16 protein-coding genes are annotated in these 16,469 nt (G+C 50.2%); 14 read left to right on the top strand and 2 right to left on the bottom strand.

Annotated elements, in window-relative coordinates; all coding sequences use genetic code 11:
* Nucleotides 1-13 precede the first annotated feature (13 nt).
* Complete coding sequence (gene flgL / locus LVQ79_RS14840; RefSeq protein WP_232865540.1) at nt 14-976, top strand: flagellar hook-associated protein FlgL; 963 nt, start codon at nt 14-16, stop codon at nt 974-976.
* Between the two features lie 234 nt (nt 977-1,210).
* Here the strand turns inward: flgL and rne are convergent, their stop codons facing one another.
* Nucleotides 1,211-4,462: a ribonuclease E gene (gene rne, locus LVQ79_RS14835; protein ID WP_232865539.1), complete on the bottom strand. Its 3,252-nt coding sequence runs from the start codon at nt 4,460-4,462 to the stop codon at nt 1,211-1,213.
* Between the two features lie 573 nt (nt 4,463-5,035).
* Here rne and rluC point away from each other — a divergent pair.
* Nucleotides 5,036-5,992, top strand: coding sequence for a 23S rRNA pseudouridine(955/2504/2580) synthase RluC (rluC, locus tag LVQ79_RS14830; RefSeq protein WP_232865582.1), 957 nt, complete (start codon nt 5,036-5,038; stop codon nt 5,990-5,992).
* Nucleotides 5,993-6,030: 38 nt separating this feature from the next.
* Here rluC and LVQ79_RS14825 read toward each other — a convergent pair whose 3' ends face one another.
* Complete coding sequence (locus tag LVQ79_RS14825) at nt 6,031-6,615, bottom strand: Maf family protein (protein ID WP_232865538.1); 585 nt, start codon at nt 6,613-6,615, stop codon at nt 6,031-6,033.
* Between the two features lie 140 nt (nt 6,616-6,755).
* On the opposite strand from LVQ79_RS14825, the gene yceD reads away from it, so the two are divergent.
* The 12 genes from yceD to holB all read left to right on the top strand — a co-directional run bounded on the left by yceD (nt 6,756) and on the right by holB (nt 16,468).
* The gene (gene yceD, locus LVQ79_RS14820; protein WP_034456169.1) at nt 6,756-7,277 is read left to right on the top strand and encodes a 23S rRNA accumulation protein YceD; all 522 of its coding nucleotides are present in this window, start codon (nt 6,756-6,758) and stop codon (nt 7,275-7,277) included.
* 16 nt (nt 7,278-7,293) lie between these two features.
* Nucleotides 7,294-7,464, top strand: coding sequence for a 50S ribosomal protein L32 (gene rpmF / locus LVQ79_RS14815; RefSeq protein WP_034456167.1), 171 nt, complete (start codon nt 7,294-7,296; stop codon nt 7,462-7,464).
* Nucleotides 7,465-7,475: 11 nt separating this feature from the next.
* Nucleotides 7,476-8,510, top strand: coding sequence for a phosphate acyltransferase PlsX (plsX, locus tag LVQ79_RS14810; protein WP_232865537.1), 1,035 nt, complete (start codon nt 7,476-7,478; stop codon nt 8,508-8,510).
* A 5-nt stretch (nt 8,511-8,515) separates the two neighbouring features.
* Nucleotides 8,516-9,469, top strand: a complete 954-nt coding sequence (locus tag LVQ79_RS14805) for a beta-ketoacyl-ACP synthase III (protein WP_232865536.1) — start codon at nt 8,516-8,518, stop codon at nt 9,467-9,469.
* Nucleotides 9,470-9,486: 17 nt separating this feature from the next.
* Complete coding sequence (fabD, locus tag LVQ79_RS14800; RefSeq protein ID WP_232865535.1) at nt 9,487-10,416, top strand: ACP S-malonyltransferase; 930 nt, start codon at nt 9,487-9,489, stop codon at nt 10,414-10,416.
* Nucleotides 10,417-10,429: 13 nt separating this feature from the next.
* Nucleotides 10,430-11,164, top strand: coding sequence for a 3-oxoacyl-ACP reductase FabG (gene fabG, locus LVQ79_RS14795; RefSeq protein WP_034456162.1), 735 nt, complete (start codon nt 10,430-10,432; stop codon nt 11,162-11,164).
* A 155-nt stretch (nt 11,165-11,319) separates the two neighbouring features.
* Nucleotides 11,320-11,556, top strand: coding sequence for an acyl carrier protein (gene acpP, locus LVQ79_RS14790; protein WP_034456161.1), 237 nt, complete (start codon nt 11,320-11,322; stop codon nt 11,554-11,556).
* Nucleotides 11,557-11,643: 87 nt separating this feature from the next.
* Nucleotides 11,644-12,885, top strand: a complete 1,242-nt coding sequence (gene fabF, locus LVQ79_RS14785) for a beta-ketoacyl-ACP synthase II (RefSeq protein ID WP_232865534.1) — start codon at nt 11,644-11,646, stop codon at nt 12,883-12,885.
* Nucleotides 12,886-12,999: 114 nt separating this feature from the next.
* Entirely contained in the window at nt 13,000-13,800 is an 801-nt protein-coding gene (pabC, locus tag LVQ79_RS14780; RefSeq protein WP_232865581.1) for an aminodeoxychorismate lyase, read from the top strand.
* A gap of 10 nt (nt 13,801-13,810) precedes the next feature.
* Entirely contained in the window at nt 13,811-14,833 is a 1,023-nt protein-coding gene (yceG, locus tag LVQ79_RS14775) for a cell division protein YceG (protein ID WP_151992589.1), read from the top strand.
* Nucleotides 14,823-15,461, top strand: coding sequence for a dTMP kinase (gene tmk / locus LVQ79_RS14770; RefSeq protein WP_151992588.1), 639 nt, complete (start codon nt 14,823-14,825; stop codon nt 15,459-15,461). Before yceG ends, tmk begins: the two co-directional genes overlap by 11 nt.
* Nucleotides 15,461-16,468, top strand: a complete 1,008-nt coding sequence (gene holB, locus LVQ79_RS14765) for a DNA polymerase III subunit delta' (RefSeq protein WP_232865533.1) — start codon at nt 15,461-15,463, stop codon at nt 16,466-16,468. The genes tmk and holB overlap by 1 nt, the downstream gene beginning before the upstream one ends.
* Nucleotide 16,469 lies beyond the last annotated feature (1 nt).

Genomic DNA, 16,469 nt, shown 5'->3' with positions numbered 1-16,469 from the left:
AGGAATCTGGCGTATGCGTATCAGTACCGCAATGATGTACCAACAGAACATGCGCGGCATAACTAACTCGCAAAGTGAGTGGTTGCGTTATGGCGAGCAGATGTCGACCGGTAAGCGAGTTACTAAACCTTCTGACGATCCGATTGCTGCATCGCAGGCCGTAGTGCTGTCTCAGGCTCAGGCACAAAACAGCCAGTATGCGTTGGCGCGTACCTTTGCAACTCAAAAGATTTCGCTGGAAGAAAACGTGTTAGGGCAGGTGACAACAGCTATCCAGTCAGCACAAGAAAGAATCGTTAACGCCGGTAACGGTACGTTAAGCGATGACGACCGTGCATCACTGGCGACAGATCTGGAAGGTATTCGCAATCAGATATTGAATCTTGCCAACAGTACTGATGGCAACGGGCGCTATATTTTTGCGGGTTACAAAACGGATTCGGCACCGTTTAGCGGTGGGGCCAACAGCATCACTTATACCGGTGGTAGTACATCGGTAACTCAGTCTGTAGACGCATCTCGCACCATGACCGTAGGGCATCTCGGCTCAGAGATTTTCGAGTCACTGACCAGTAATGCGGTGCCTGAACCGGGTACTGGTAAGTCTGAGAAGAGTCTTTTCAATATGCTTGACTCAGCTATTGCGACGCTGAGAACTCCAACAGAAGGTCTGGATGACACTCAGAAAGCTGACTTGGGCGCGGCTATTGATAAAACCAACCGTGGGTTGAGAAACTCCCTCAATAACGTGCTGACTGTGCGTGCTGAACTCGGTACGCAACTGAACGAGTTGGATAAGCTTGATGAGTTAGGTAGCGATCGCGCGTTGGGTCAGGCTCAGCAAATGAGTGATTTGGTTGATGTGGACTGGAACTCAGCAATCTCTTCTTATGTGATGCAGCAGGCAGCCCTTCAGGCCTCTTATAAAGCTTTCAGCGATATGCAAGGGATGTCCTTGTTCCAGCTAAACAAATAAGCTTTAACATTTTGGGTGTGCCATGAAACTGGGCACGCTTTATATGCCCGCTTCTGCACCCCAGAGTGGGCTTTTTTTTTGCCTAAAAATAGAGGGTAAGGGGGGGCGCTGGCAATTTCCCTATGAATAGACAAATTGCTTTTGTAGGTAGGATCCGGGTTGCTACATGACAGCACACGCAGAAATAAAAAAGCCGACCAGAGTCCTGGTCGGCTTTTTAGCAACGCTTAGCGATTAGTCAGTGCTTTGCGGGCGTGTTGCTGGTGCTGCTGCCTGATGAGTTGCACTGCTACCACCGGCAGAACCGCGACCACTAAAGTCATAAGTTGGGCGTACCCAATCACTTTGACGTGGTGATTCTGGCGCATATTCCGGTGCTGGAGCACGAGTCATCGGTGCCGTCGCATGCTTAACGGCGTGAGCAACTACGGCTACTTCTGCAGGGGCTGCTTTCACCTCTGGCACAGTTTTAGCGGCAGTTTCTGCAACAGCTGCTTCTTGAGTAACAGAAGTTTGCACTTCAACCACTTCGACTGGTTTTGTTTCTTCAACCGGAGCCACTGGCACAGTTTCTGCAACAACAACAACCGGCGCTTCCTGAGCCACTTCAGCGGCCTGCTGCGGATGAGTTTCTACAATTACTTCATCTTGTGCAGGTGCAACTTCGTCAATCACTTGTTCAGCGACAACGTCATCTTCAGAAGCAATCAGGTGTGGCTGCTCGCTAACTGGCGTTGCAATCACTTCCGGATGTGTCGTTTCAACATGTGCAGTCTCAACAACTGGTTGTGAAATAATCACTTCTGGAACTTCTTGCTCGTGAGAGACGAAGACCGGGGTACGGTCAACGTTGTCGTACTGCGACTCTTCTTGCGAACGGGCAACCGGATAGCTAATCCAGGCTTTACCAGAGGCCAGTTCAGGAGAAGCACATGCTACGGTCAACGGCATTGGCGACTGTGCTGGGTAACGCTCATCACGGTAACGACGACGACGCTGGCCACTAACACGTAAATGACGTGGAGAGCGGCGAGAACGGCGCGGCATACCGTTAGAGTCGTTACGTGAATCGTTGTTGTCTTCTTGCTCAACAACTGGCTTCTCGATAACGGCTGGTAACGGGATAGTTGCCAGTTTAGTGTGGGTAACTGGTGCTGCAACTGTTTCAGCGATTTCAGGGGTAGCCACAATTTCAACAGCAGAATCTTGAGCTGATTCGAATCGAACTTTTTGGCTCAGCTGACGCTGTTTACGACGAGGCATAACCTGGACGCGTTCTTCCTGCTCAGTCTCGACTTCAACTTCTACAGTTTCATCACGTTGCAGAACTTTAACTTCTTGCTGCGCCTGACGCTTGTCATCGCTACGACGACGGTTGCGCTCACGACGTGGTTGCTGCTCGTCGCGTGCTTTTGGCTTCTCAATTTCTTCAGCAACTGCAGGGCGGTTTTCACGCACTTCAGTATTTTGCTGCTGACCCTGACGGCGATTACGGCGGTTGTCGTCGCGGTCGCGGTTTTCACGCGGCTCGCGGTTGTCACGATTTTCGCTGCGATTTTCTCCACGGCCTTCGCCACGATTATCACGATCGCGGTTATTACGATCGCCACGGTCGTTACGGTCACGACGGTTATTCTGGCGACGGTTATTACGGCGATCCTGATTTTGACGTTGGCCTTCAGTCTCAGCAGGTTTTGCTTCCTGAACTTCTTTGCTTTCAGTAGTTGGTTCACCTGCAAACAGGTTTTTCAACGCACCGAAGAAGCGGCTAAGCAAGCCAGGCTGCTCTGTTGTTGCTACTTTCGCAGCTACTGGTTTAGTCACTGGAGTTTGCACCGCAGTTGCTGCGGGAGCTGACTCAGGCGGAGCTAGCGGCACTTCAGGCATCACGAAGGTTGCCAGTGCAGGTTGCTCAGGACGTTTACGCTCTGCGTACTCTTCTTCAGACGGCACAGCCATCTCTTCTTCATACCGCTTCGGCAGCATGTAGCTCAGAGTTTTGCTTTCTTCGCCTTTACGTACGCGCAATACGGAATAGTGTGGAGTTTCCATCTGATCGTTAGGAACGATGATAGCTTTCACACCGCCCTGACGGGTTTCAATCGCGCTCACCGCATCACGTTTTTCGTTCAGCAGGTAAGAGGCAATGGGTACTGGAACAATCGCGTGAACTTCCTGGGTATTCTCTTTCAGCGCTTCTTCTTCAATCAGACGCAGAATGGAGAGTGCCATAGATTCGTTGTCACGTACCGTACCTGTTCCGCTACAACGCGGGCAGACGTGGTGGCTGGACTCGCCCAGAGAAGGGGAGAGACGCTGACGGGACATTTCCAGCAAGCCAAAGCGTGAAATATGGCTAATCTGGATACGAGCACGGTCCTGACGTACCGCTTCGCGCAGACGGTTTTCTACCGCGCGCTGGTGGCGCACAGGCGTCATGTCGATGAAGTCGATAACAATCAGGCCACCGAGGTCACGCAAGCGCAGTTGGCGCGCGATTTCATCAGCAGCTTCAAGGTTGGTATTGAACGCCGTTTCTTCGATATCGCCGCCGCGAGTTGCGCGCGCGGAGTTGATGTCGATGGCGGTTAATGCTTCGGTGGAGTCGATAACAATCGAGCCGCCGGAAGGCAGGCGAACTTCACGCTGGAAAGCGGATTCAATCTGCGATTCAATTTGATAGTGGCTAAACAGCGGGATTTCACCGGTGTAGAGCTTAATTTTGCTGCTGAAATCAGGACGACCCAACGCACCGATATGCTGGCGAGCCAGTTCGAGCACTTTCGGGTTATCGATAAGAATTTCACCGATATCCTGACGCAGATAATCACGGAAAGCACGGACGATAACGTTACTTTCCTGATGGATAAGGAATGGAGCCGGGCGATTTTCTGCCGCTTTTTGAATGGCTTCCCAATGCTTCAGACGGAAACTTAAGTCCCATTGCAGTGCTTCGGCGGATTTGCCCACGCCAGCTGTACGTACAATCAGACCCATGCCATCTGGCAGTTCAAGAGAAGACAGTGCTTCTTTCAGTTCGGTACGATCGTCACCTTCAATGCGGCGGGAAATACCACCAGCACGTGGGTTGTTAGGCATCAGTACCAAATAACTACCTGCCAGGCTAATAAAGGTGGTTAAGGCTGCGCCTTTATTACCACGTTCTTCTTTATCAATCTGGACGATCACTTCCTGGCCTTCGCGCAGAACATCTTTGATGTTTGGACGACCATGTGATGAATAATTAGACGGGAAATATTCGCGGGCAATTTCTTTTAAAGGAAGGAAACCATGACGTTCCGCGCCGTAATCTACAAATGCCGCTTCCAGACTTGGTTCAATACGGGTGATTTTACCTTTATAGATGTTGGCTTTTTTCTGTTCGTGTCCAGGACTTTCAATATCCAGATCGTACAGGCGCTGCCCATCTACAAGGGCGACACGCAACTCTTCTTGCTGAGTCGCGTTTATTAGCATTCTTTTCATCGTAACTTACTCATTATTCTTACATTGGTGACAGAGCTACGGGCATGGTGACGCTGACCGGGAGTGAACCGATGGCCTCGTGACTAAACGCATTAAGTCGCCAACCTCACGGTTGTCGCTTGCTGAGAGGCGCAAAGTGTCGGTAGCCTGTATTTCATACGGAAATACAGCGCAATTATCGTGGGAATAACCTTAGAAAATTTCTTAAGAGTTGATTCCATTTTACCGGTCAGGCTGCAACCCGCAGCCCGCTAACTGCCTGAAAGTACAATACGTCTTACGCCATTGCTGCGTGGATGAACATTCAGGCAAAACTGGTAATTCCGCAAAATTCCTTGTTCTAACAAGTATCAACACGGAAAACCGCAACATTATTCCATTGCTAACCTTATTATAGCAAGATGACTTTTGCCTTTGATGCCTCGTTTCTTACAGTTTTTTAACTCACTTTTTCGCTGTGCGTCGCAGAAATTTGAAAAAGGAGAGTCAGGCGACTTAAAACCAGGCAATTTCTCAGTTAAGCACATAAAAATGAGTGGCGCTATGCGCGCACGCTATTTAGAATCGCCGACCATGAAAACTCAGACACCTTCAGTACAAATCGTTGCCATTTCGTCCGACGAAGCCGGGCAGCGTATCGATAACTTTTTGCTCTCGCGCTTAAAAGGCGTACCGAAAAGTATGATTTATCGCATTTTGCGTAAAGGCGAGGTGCGCGTGAATAAAAAACGCATCAAGCCTGAATATAAAATTCAGGATGGTGACGAAATCCGTATTCCACCAGTTCGCGTTGCTGAACGTGAAGAAGAGGCGGTTTCCCCGCATCTGCAAAAAGTGGCGGCATTGACCGATGCGATTCTCTATGAAGACGACCACATTCTGGTACTAAATAAGCCATCGGGCACAGCAGTTCACGGCGGCTCCGGTTTAAGCTTTGGTGTGATTGAGGGTTTGCGTGCGTTACGCCCTGAAGCGCGTTTCCTCGAATTGGTTCACCGTCTGGACCGTGATACTTCCGGGATTTTGCTGGTTGCGAAGAAACGTTCTGCATTACGTTCGTTACACGAGCAACTGCGTGAAAAAGGAATGCAGAAGGATTACCTGGCGTTAGTTCGGGGCCAATGGCAATCGCATGTGAAAGCTGTGCAGGCTCCGTTGATTAAGAATATTTTGCAAAGCGGTGAGCGCATTGTGCGCGTAAATAGCGAAGGGAAACCTTCAGAGACGCGTTTTAAAGTGGAAGAACGTTACGAGTTTGCCACACTTGTGCGTTGTAGCCCGATTACCGGGCGAACTCACCAGATTCGTGTGCACACGCTTCACGCAGGTCACCCGATTGCGTTTGACGATCGTTATGGCGATCGTGAATTTGATAAGCAACTCGCAGGAACGGGTCTGAATCGCTTGTTCTTGCACGCTGCGGCCTTGCGCTTCACTCATCCTAACACCGGTGAAATTATGCGAGTTGAAGCGCCGCTGGATGAGAAACTAAAGCGTTGTCTTACTGTATTGCGTAACAACGCGCGCTAGTTGTTGCTGCCAGGGTGGAGCTATCCACCCTTGGCCACTTATATCAGCAGCGGATTGACACCTTCGTTGCGCAGCATTTCACCCAAGCTAATAAGCGGCAGGCCCACCAGGGTATTGGGATCTTTTCCTGAAAGCCGCTCAAACAATGTAATGCCCAAGCCTTCACTCTTAAAACTTCCGGCACATTGCAACGGCTGTTCTTTACGCACGTAATTGCGGATTTCTTGCTCACTCAGATGACGAAAATGCACATCAAAGGGTTCGCAAATCACCTGTAAATTCCCTGCGGAGGAATTATAAAGTGCAAGGCCGGTATAAAAAGTAACAATACTGTTGCGCGCAATCAGCAATTGTTCGACTGCTTTTTCTTCTGTGTGCGGCTTGCCGACGATGTTCCCTTCTAAAACGCAGACCTGATCTGAGCCGATAATCAAATGATTTGGGTACTCCGGGCTCAACGCCTGTGCTTTGGCTTGCGCCAGTCGCATGACGAGATGACGAGCATCCTCACCGGGAATTGGCGTTTCATCGACCTGTGGGGCCGCGGTGATAAAGGGCATGCCGAGCTTTTCAAGCAGCTCTCGACGGTATGGCGAAGTTGAGGCCAGAACAATTTGCGTCATATTTTTTTCATTAATGATAGCGATCCGAGAAAAGGCATTTTAAACTATGCCACCGCAATGTGTGCGAATAAGTAGAAAAGGCACTGTTTACAGGCTTTTTCTTTGACTCTATGACGTTACAAAGTTAATATGCGCGCCCTATGCAAAAAGTAAAATTACCCCTGACTCTCGATCCGGTTCGCACGGCTCAAAAACGCCTTGATTACACGGGTGTTTACACCCCTATTCAGGTGGAGCGTGTCGCCGAGTTTGTAGTCAGTGTAGACAGTGATGTGGAATGCGATATGTCATTTGCCATCGATAACCAACGCCTCGCAGTTCTTACTGGTGATGCGAAAGTTTCGGTAACATTGGCGTGTCAGCGTTGCGGAAAGCCATTTGCCCATCAGGTTTACACACAGTATTGTTTTAGCCCGATCGTCAAAGACGAGCAGGCTGAAGCACTCCCGGAAGGATATGAACCAGTTCAGGTCAACGAATTTGGTGAAATCGATCTTCTGGCGTTGGTTGAAGATGAAATTATCCTCTCCTTGCCAGTTGTTCCGGTGCATGATTCTGAACACTGTGAAGTGTCCGAGGCGGACATGGTATTTGGCAAACTGCCTTCCGAGGCGGAGAAACCAAACCCATTTGCCGTATTAGCCAGTTTAAAGCATAAGTAATTAAGGAGTAAGGTCCATGGCCGTACAACAGAATAAACCAACCCGTTCTAAACGTGGCATGCGTCGTTCCCATGACGCGCTGACCACAGCAGCAGTGTCCGTGGACAAAGTTTCTGGCGAAACTCATCTGCGTCACCACATCACCGCCGACGGTTTCTACCGCGGTCGCAAGGTTATCGCTAAGTAATTGGCGATACCTTGAGACGTCTAACCCTTGCGTTAGATGCCATGGGTGGGGACTTCGGTCCTTCCGTGACAGTGCCTGCAGCATTGCAGGCACTGGACTCTAACTCTCAGCTAAACCTTCTATTAGTCGGCGACCCCGACGCCATCACGCCATTACTTGCCAAAGCTGATTTTGAAAAACGCTCTCGTGCGCAGATAGTTCCTGCAGAGTCGGTTATTGCCAGTGATGCAAGACCATCGTATGCGATCCGAAATAGTCGCGGATCCTCGATGCGAGTGGCGCTTGAGTTAGTAAAAGAAGGGCGAGCAGAAGCTTGCGTCAGTGCAGGGAATACCGGTGCTCTGATGGGCCTGGCCAAACTATTGCTCAAACCGATTGAAGGGATTGAGCGCCCGGCGTTGATGACAGTATTGCCGCATCAGCAAAAAGGTAAAACAGTCGTGCTTGATCTTGGCGCGAATGTGGATTGTGACAGTAATATGCTGGTGCAATTTGCGATAATGGGTTCAGTGATGGCTGAGGAACTCCTCGGCATCAACTCTCCACGTGTCGCATTGCTGAACATCGGCGAAGAAGAGACGAAAGGTCTTGATAGCATTCGCGATGCTTCAGCTTTATTAAAAACAATGCCTTCTATCAACTATATTGGTTATCTTGAAGCGAACGAGTTGTTGACGGGAAAAACCGACGTGCTGGTCTGCGATGGTTTTGTCGGTAACGTCACCCTCAAGACGATGGAAGGGGTTGCAAGGATGTTCCTCTCGCTTTTGAAATCACAGGGCGAAGGGAAAAAAAGGTCGTGGTGGCTAATTATATTGAAGCATTGGTTACAAAAAAGCCTGACAAGGCGATTCAGTCACCTCAACCCCGACCAGTATAATGGCGCCTGTCTGTTAGGATTGCGCGGCACAGTGATTAAGAGTCACGGAGCGGCCAATCAGCGAGCGTTTGTTGTCGCGATAGAACAGGCAGTGCAGGCGGTGGTGCGGCAAGTCCCTACACGGATTGCTGCCCGCCTGGAATCTGTATTACCCAAGAGTGACTGACGTACATGTATACGAAGATTATTGGTACTGGTAGCTATCTGCCAGAACACGTGCGTACCAACGCCGACCTGGAAAAAATGGTGGATACTTCTGACGAGTGGATTGTCACCCGCACAGGTATTCGTGAACGTCGAATTGCTGGGCCAGATGAAACCGTTGCAACAATGGCTTTTGCTGCGGCTACGCGTGCGCTTGAAATGGCAGAAATCGATAAGTCTGAAATTGGGCTGATTATCGTTGCCACAACTTCTTCAACTCACGCTTTCCCAAGTGCTGCCTGCCAGGTACAGGCAATGTTAGGGATTAAAGGCTGCCCTGCATTTGATGTTGCAGCCGCTTGCGCAGGTTTTACCTACGCATTAAGCGTGGCAGACCAATATGTGAAATCCGGCGCAGTAAAAAAAGCGCTGGTTATTGGTTCTGATGTGCTGGCCCGTACTTGCGATCCTACCGATCGCGGCACAATTATTATTTTTGGTGATGGTGCAGGGGCGGTTGTACTGAGTGCTTCTGAAGAGCCTGGTATCATTTCAACCCACCTGCATGCTGACGGTAGCTATGGTGAACTGCTGACGCTACCGAATGTCGATCGCGTGAATCCTGAAAATTCGATTCACCTGTCGATGGCTGGTAATGAAGTCTTTAAAGTCGCAGTTACAGAGCTTGCGCACATTGTTGATGAAACCCTTGAGGCGAATAATCTGGATCGTTCCGATCTGGATTGGTTAGTTCCGCATCAGGCTAACCTGCGCATTATCAGCGCGACGGCCAAAAAACTCGGCATGTCACTCGATAATGTGGTCGTTACTCTTGATCGTCACGGTAATACCTCTGCAGCTTCTGTTCCGGCAGCGCTGGATGAAGCGGTACGCGACGGGCGGATTAAACGTGGCCAACTGGTATTGCTCGAAGCCTTCGGCGGCGGCTTTACCTGGGGTTCAGCACTGGTTCGTTTTTGATTATTAGGGATTTAACCATGACTCAATTTGCTTTTGTTTTTCCAGGGCAAGGTTCGCAAGCAGTTGGTATGCTGGCAGAAATCGCAGCAGCTAATCCTGTTGTTGAAGCAACCTTCCGTGAAGCTTCTGATGTGCTGGGCTATGATTTATGGGCGCTGACTCAACAAGGTCCGGCTGAAGAACTGAACAAAACCTGGCAAACTCAGCCAGCATTGCTGGCAGCCTCTGTCGCATTATGGCGTGTCTGGGAGCAGCTGGGTGGCAAAACCCCTGCAATGATGGCAGGACACAGCCTGGGCGAGTACTCTGCTCTGGTTTGTGCTGGCGTCATTGATTTCGCAGATGCGGTGCGTCTGGTTGAATTACGCGGCAAATTGATGCAAGAAGCGGTCCCAGCGGGCACAGGCGCAATGTATGCCATCATCGGTCTTGATGATGCGTCTATTGCAAAAGCCTGTGAAGAAGCAGCTCAGGGCGAAGTGGTTTCTCCGGTGAACTTTAACTCACCAGGTCAGGTTGTGATTGCGGGTAACAAAGACGCTGTAGAGCGTGCCGGTGCAGCTTGTAAAGCCGCTGGTGCAAAACGTGCTCTGCCACTGCCTGTTAGTGTGCCATCTCACTGTGCATTGATGAAACCTGCGGCAGATAAACTTGCCGTTGCGCTGGAAGATATTACTTTCAATACTCCAGTTGTTCCGGTTGTGAACAACGTTGACGTGAAATGTGAAACCTCCCCGGAAGCTATTCGTAGTGCTCTGGTACGCCAGCTCTACAGCCCGGTACAGTGGACTAAATCAGTAGAATTTATGGCAGCGCAGGGTGTGACCCAGTTGCTGGAAGTAGGGCCTGGTAAGGTATTGACTGGCCTAACAAAACGTATTGTTGACACACTGACTGCATCGGCCATTAACGAGCCGGTAGCGATGTCAGCAGCGCTCGAGCAATAAGACGAGGAAAACCATGAGTTTTGAAGGAAAAATTGCGCTGGTAACCGGCGCAAGCCGCGGTATTGGCCGCGCAATCGCGGAAACCTTAGTGGCCCGTGGTGCGAAAGTTATCGGTACTGCTACCAGTGAAAGCGGTGCGCAGGCGATCAGTGACTATCTGGGCGATAACGGCAAAGGTTATATGCTTAATGTCACCGATCCAGCTTCTATCGAAGCTGTTTTAGGAAATATTCGCGCAGAATTTGGCGAAGTCGACATTCTGGTTAATAATGCCGGTATCACTCGTGATAACCTGTTAATGCGCATGAAAGATGACGAATGGAACGATATCATCGAAACCAATCTGTCATCAGTTTTCCGTCTGTCAAAAGCGGTAATGCGCGCTATGATGAAAAAGCGTCATGGTCGTATTATCACTATTGGTTCTGTGGTTGGTACCATGGGAAATGCTGGTCAGGCTAACTACGCTGCGGCGAAAGCGGGTCTGATCGGTTTCAGTAAATCTCTGGCACGTGAAGTTGCGTCACGAGGTATTACTGTAAACGTTGTTGCTCCGGGCTTTATTGAAACGGACATGACACGTGCGCTTTCTGATGAACAGCGTGCGGGTATACTGGCGGAAGTTCCAGCGGGTCGTTTAGGCGACGCAAAAGAAATCGCCAGTGCTGTTGCATTTTTAGCCTCTGACGAGGCGGGTTACATCTCTGGTGAGACCCTGCACGTCAATGGCGGAATGTACATGGTTTAACCGCAAGATAAAACTATTTGCGTTATTTGGGCGAATGCCCGCAAAATAGCGTAAAATCGTGGTATGACCTGCCGGGATTTAGTTGCATCTTTTTCAACATTTTATACACTACGAAAACCATCGCGAAAGCGAGTTTTGATAGGAAATTTAAGAGTATGAGCACTATCGAAGAACGCGTTAAGAAAATTATCGGCGAACAACTGGGCGTTAAGCAGGAAGAAGTTATCAACTCCGCTTCCTTCGTAGAGGACCTGGGCGCTGATTCTCTTGACACCGTTGAGCTGGTAATGGCTCTGGAAGAAGAGTTTGATACTGAGATTCCGGACGAAGAAGCTGAGAAAATCACCACCGTTCAGGCTGCCATTGATTACATCAACGGTCACCAAGCGTAAGTGAACATCTCCAGGCGGTCATTCGACCGCCTGAGTTTTATCTAAGTGTCCCACTAGTATTATTTTTTCCCTCCCTGGAGGACAAACGTGTCTAAGCGTCGTGTAGTTGTGACCGGACTGGGCATGTTGTCTCCTGTCGGCAATACCGTAGAGTCTACCTGGAAAGCTCTCCTTGCCGGTCAGAGTGGCATCAGCCTAATCGACCATTTCGATACTACCGCCTATGCAACGAAATTTGCTGGCTTAGTAAAGGATTTTAACTGTGACGACATCATTTCGCGCAAAGAACAGCGCAAAATGGATGCCTTCATTCAATATGGAATTGTTGCTGGCCACCAGGCCATGCTGGATTCTGGTCTGGAAGTAACGGAAGAGAATGCAATCCGTATCGGCGCCGCAATTGGTTCTGGTATTGGTGGTCTGGGTCTTATCGAAGAGAACCACTCCTCGTTGGTCAACGGTGGTCCACGTAAGATCAGCCCATTCTTTGTGCCGTCTACTATTGTGAATATGGTGGCAGGTCACCTGACCATTATGTTCGGCCTGCGTGGTCCAAGCATTTCCATTGCTACAGCGTGTACTTCTGGTGTGCATAACATCGGTCAGGCAGCGCGTATGATCGCTTATGGCGATGCAGACGCTATGCTGGCAGGTGGTGCAGAAAAAGCCAGTACTCCGTTGGGCGTGGGCGGCTTTGGTGCTGCGCGTGCGCTTTCTACCCGTAATGAAAACCCACAAGCGGCGAGCCGTCCGTGGGACAAAGATCGTGATGGCTTTGTACTGGGTGATGGTGCGGGCATGATGGTACTCGAAGAGTACGAACATGCTAAAAAACGTGGCGCGAAAATCTACGCAGAAGTCGTTGGTTTTGGTATGAGCAGCGATGCTTATCACATGACTTCTCCGCCAGAAAACGGCGCGGGTGCGGCACTGGCCATGGAAAATGCTCTGCGTGATGCAGGTCTGACTCCGGGCATGGTGGGCTATGTGAATGCGCATGGCACCTCAACACCTGCAGGCGATAAAGCTGAAACGCAAGCGGTTAAGACTATTTTTGGTGAAGATGCCTACCGTGTCCTGGTGAGCTCAACCAAGTCTATGACCGGTCACCTGTTAGGTGCTGCTGGAGCAGTAGAGTCAATCTTCTCTGTTCTTGCACTTCGTGACCAGGCTATTCCGCCAACCATTAACCTCGATAATCCTGATGAAGGGTGCGATTTGGACTTTGTCCCACATGAAGCGCGCCAGGTAACAGGAATGGAATACACTCTGTGTAACTCCTTCGGGTTTGGTGGTACAAACGGCTCGTTGATCTTTAAAAAGGTCTAACCTGCTAATAATAAAGGGCTCGCTTGCGGGCCCTTTATACATCTAAAGTTCCCCCCTCTTGCTGCAAATCCTCCACACTGGCACTCTTAATTCACGGAACATTGAGGAGCGATGATGTATTTAATCAATGGTGAGTTAACGGCAAATCTACCGGCGAACGATCGCGCAGTGCAGTTTGGCGATGGCTGTTTCACAACGGCACGGGTCAAAGACGGTAGCGTTCGGTTTTTAGCGCAGCACCTTGGGCGTTTAAAACAAGCCTGTGAAAAACTTCTTATCCCGTTTGTCGAATGGTCAGTGCTGGAAAGTGAAATGCAGCAGCTTGCATTGTCACAATCACAAGCCGTACTAAAAGTGATGATCACTCGTGGAAGCGGTGGGCGCGGTTACAGTGCAGCAAATTGCCAACATCCGACACGGTTACTCAGCGTTTCAGCTTACCCTTCGTTTTATCCACAATGGCGTGAGCAGGGGATTACCCTGGCATTAAGCCCCATTCGATTGGGCATCAATCCGCATCTTGCCGGAATTAAACACCTGAACCGGCTCGAGCAAGTGCTGATTCGTACGCATCTTGAACAGACGCAAGCCCAGGAAGCCCTGGTTCTTGACAGTGATGGGTGGCTTACGGAATGCTGTGCCGCTAATTTATTCTGGCGTAAAGGATCTCAGGTCTTTACCCCTTATATGGATAAATCTGGTGTAAACGGCACGATGCGCCAGCATATTATTGCCTGTCTTGCAGACTCACCCTGGCAAGTAACGCAAGTGCGGGAGCGTCCTGAAAGTCTGGCTCAAGCCGACGAGTTACTCATTTGCAATGCATTGATGCCGGTTGTCCCTGTGAACCAGGCTGAATTATGGCGATTTGAATCTCGCGAGCTTTATCAATTTTTAGCACCACTTTGTGAGTAACCGATTAACGATGAAAAAGATGCTACGTTTCTTTCTGCTGCTGTTAGTGGTATTTGGCGTGGCGGCAGGCGTTGGCTTATATAAAGTCCGTCAGCTCGCCAACAGCCATCTGACCATTGCGCAAGAAACCATTTTTACCCTTAAACCTGGAACCGGGCGCCTGGCGTTGGGTAAACAGCTTTATGATGAAAAGCTGCTAAACCGCCCGCGTGTATTCCAGTGGCTGCTTAAAGCTGAACCCGATCTCGCGAAATTTAAAGCGGGTACTTACCGCTTTACGCCGCAAATGACAGTGCGTGAGATGCTCAAACTGTTAGCGAGCGGCAAAGAAGCGCAGTTCCCTATTCGCTTTGTGGAAGGGACTCGCCTGAGTGACTGGCTTAAACAATTGCGTGAAGCGCCATACATTCAACACAAGCTTAAAGATGACAGCTATGCGACCGTCGCCGAGGCATTAAAATTCGAAAACCCGGAATGGGTTGAAGGCTGGTTTTTCCCTGACACCTGGCTGTACACCGCAAACACCACAGATATTGCCCTCTTAAAGCGTGCCCATGAGCGGATGCTCAAAGCGGTGCAGGTTGCCTGGGATGGTAAAAAAGAGGGGCTACCGTACAAAACGCAAAATGATTTGGTCACTATGGCCTCGATCATCGAGAAAGAAACGGCTGTTGCAGCAGAGCGCGATCAGGTCGCATCGGTGTTCATCAACCGTCTGCGTATTGGCATGCGTCTGCAAACTGACCCTACGGTAATTTACGGCATGGGTGAAAGCTACAACGGTAAGCTGTCACGTAAAGATCTTGAAACGCCTACACCGTATAATACTTATGTGATTAGCGGTATGCCGCCTGGGCCAATTGCGATTCCAGGCAATGCATCGCTACAGGCTGCCGCTCACCCTGCGAAAACGCCGTATCTCTATTTTGTCGCTGATGGAAAGGGCGGCCACACATTCAATACCAACCTTGCTGGCCATAACCAGGCTGTGCAGGTGTATATCAAAGCGCTGAAGGATAAGAATGGTCAGTAAATTTATCGTCATTGAAGGGCTCGAAGGAGCAGGGAAAACTAACGCGCACAATGTGGTAGTTGCGACTTTAAAAGAGCTGGGAGTAACCGATCTGGTGTTCACGCGTGAGCCCGGCGGTACCCCTCTTGCTGAGAGATTGCGCGAGCTGACGCTGAACAACAAAGGTATCGGTGATGAAATCGTTACTGATAAAGCCGAAGTGCTGATGTTCTACGCGGCACGTGTGCAACTGGTGGAAACGGTTATCAAACCGGCATTGTCACGTGGTGCCTGGGTGATAGGCGATCGCCATGATCTCTCTACTCAGGCTTATCAGGGCGGTGGTCGTTGCATCGATCAGGAATTACTGATGGCACTGCGTAACACCGTGCTTGGTGATTTTTACCCGGACCTGACGATTTATCTTGATGTCACGCCAGAAGTGGGTCTGACACGTGCGCGTGCGCGTGGCGAGCTAGACCGCATCGAACAGGAGTCTGTCGACTTCTTTAACCGCACCCGTGCGCGTTACCTTGAACTCGCAGCAGCCGACAGCCGTATTCATACGATTGATGCAACACAATCGCTGGATGAAGTGTCGCAAGACGTGCGTAACGCCGTACTTGAGTGGGCTAAGGGGCTGGTGTAATGAAATGGTATCCATGGTTACGCGCGCCGTTTGAGCAAATCCTCAGTCAGTATCAGGCCGGGCGTGGGCACCATGCATTACTGCTTCATTCATTGTCCGGTATGGGTGATGACGCGTTAATTTACGCACTCACCCGCTGGTTGATGTGCCAGAAACCACAAGGGAGTAAAAGCTGCGGCAAGTGTCGCAGTTGCCAGTTGATGCAGGCCGGTACGCACCCGGACAGCTATGTGGTTGCGCCGGAGAAGGGCAAATCAAGCCTTGGCATTGACGCTATCCGCGAAATTACTGAGAAGCTCTACAGTCATGCTCAGCAGGGCGGGGCAAAAGTCGTCTGGCTTGAAGATGCCGGACTGCTTACTGAAGCGGCCGCCAATGCGCTGTTAAAAACGCTTGAAGAGCCGCCAGCGAACACCTGGTTTTTCCTGGGTAGCCGCGAACCGGCTCGTTTACCCGCCACGCTCAGAAGCCGCTGCCTGTACTGGTATTTGACTCCACCGGATGAAAATTTTGCCCTTGCCTGGCTGGCACGGGAAATCACGCTTGATAACGCACAATTGCGTGCTGCGTTACGTTTAAGTTCTGGAGCACCAGCAGGCGCTTTGGCGTTGCTGCAACCCGAGCAGTGGAAACATCGGCAGTTGCTGTGTGACAAACTCAATGAGGCCTGTGCCACTAAAAACATGCTGGCGTTATTGCCCGCGTTAAATAGCGATGATGCAGCTGTCCGTGTTCACTGGTTATGCTCTCTTTTGGTTGATGCACTAAAATGGCAGCAAGGGGCTACAACTTGGTTGACCAATGATGACCAACACACATTGGTAGCAAACCTTGCCTCCAGCGCAACCCCTGCGATGCTACAAGCTATACTGCATAGTTGGTTTTCATGCCGTGAAACACTGTTAAGTGTTGTGGGTGTGAACCGAGAATTAATGCTGACTGAACAATTGCTCACCTGGGAGCGTTTAATGCAACCGGGTGCTGTCCTTCCTACCTTCCATCTTTAAA

This window comes from Buttiauxella cochleicola, from assembly GCF_021282405.1.
GTDB lineage: Bacteria > Pseudomonadota > Gammaproteobacteria > Enterobacterales > Enterobacteriaceae > Buttiauxella > Buttiauxella massiliensis.
The sequence above is the reverse complement of the archived record's forward strand: the minus strand, read 5'-3'. Positions and strand labels throughout refer to the sequence as shown.

What these genes read in the sequence shown, in the direction of transcription:
- rne (WP_232865539.1), bottom strand. Translation starts at nt 4,462, where the DNA reads ATGAAAAGAATGCTAATAAACGCGACTCAGCAAGAAGAGTTGCGTGTC.
- rpmF (WP_034456167.1), top strand. Translation starts at nt 7,294, where the DNA reads ATGGCCGTACAACAGAATAAACCAACCCGTTCTAAACGTGGCATGCGT.
- yceD (WP_034456169.1), top strand. Translation starts at nt 6,756, where the DNA reads ATGCAAAAAGTAAAATTACCCCTGACTCTCGATCCGGTTCGCACGGCT.
- LVQ79_RS14805 (WP_232865536.1), top strand. Translation starts at nt 8,516, where the DNA reads ATGTATACGAAGATTATTGGTACTGGTAGCTATCTGCCAGAACACGTG.
- rluC (WP_232865582.1), top strand. Translation starts at nt 5,036, where the DNA reads ATGAAAACTCAGACACCTTCAGTACAAATCGTTGCCATTTCGTCCGAC.
- holB (WP_232865533.1), top strand. Translation starts at nt 15,461, where the DNA reads ATGAAATGGTATCCATGGTTACGCGCGCCGTTTGAGCAAATCCTCAGT.
- LVQ79_RS14825 (WP_232865538.1), bottom strand. Translation starts at nt 6,615, where the DNA reads ATGACGCAAATTGTTCTGGCCTCAACTTCGCCATACCGTCGAGAGCTG.
- pabC (WP_232865581.1), top strand. Translation starts at nt 13,000, where the DNA reads ATGTATTTAATCAATGGTGAGTTAACGGCAAATCTACCGGCGAACGAT.
- yceG (WP_151992589.1), top strand. Translation starts at nt 13,811, where the DNA reads ATGAAAAAGATGCTACGTTTCTTTCTGCTGCTGTTAGTGGTATTTGGC.
- acpP (WP_034456161.1), top strand. Translation starts at nt 11,320, where the DNA reads ATGAGCACTATCGAAGAACGCGTTAAGAAAATTATCGGCGAACAACTG.
- flgL (WP_232865540.1), top strand. Translation starts at nt 14, where the DNA reads ATGCGTATCAGTACCGCAATGATGTACCAACAGAACATGCGCGGCATA.
- fabG (WP_034456162.1), top strand. Translation starts at nt 10,430, where the DNA reads ATGAGTTTTGAAGGAAAAATTGCGCTGGTAACCGGCGCAAGCCGCGGT.
- tmk (WP_151992588.1), top strand. Translation starts at nt 14,823, where the DNA reads ATGGTCAGTAAATTTATCGTCATTGAAGGGCTCGAAGGAGCAGGGAAA.
- fabD (WP_232865535.1), top strand. Translation starts at nt 9,487, where the DNA reads ATGACTCAATTTGCTTTTGTTTTTCCAGGGCAAGGTTCGCAAGCAGTT.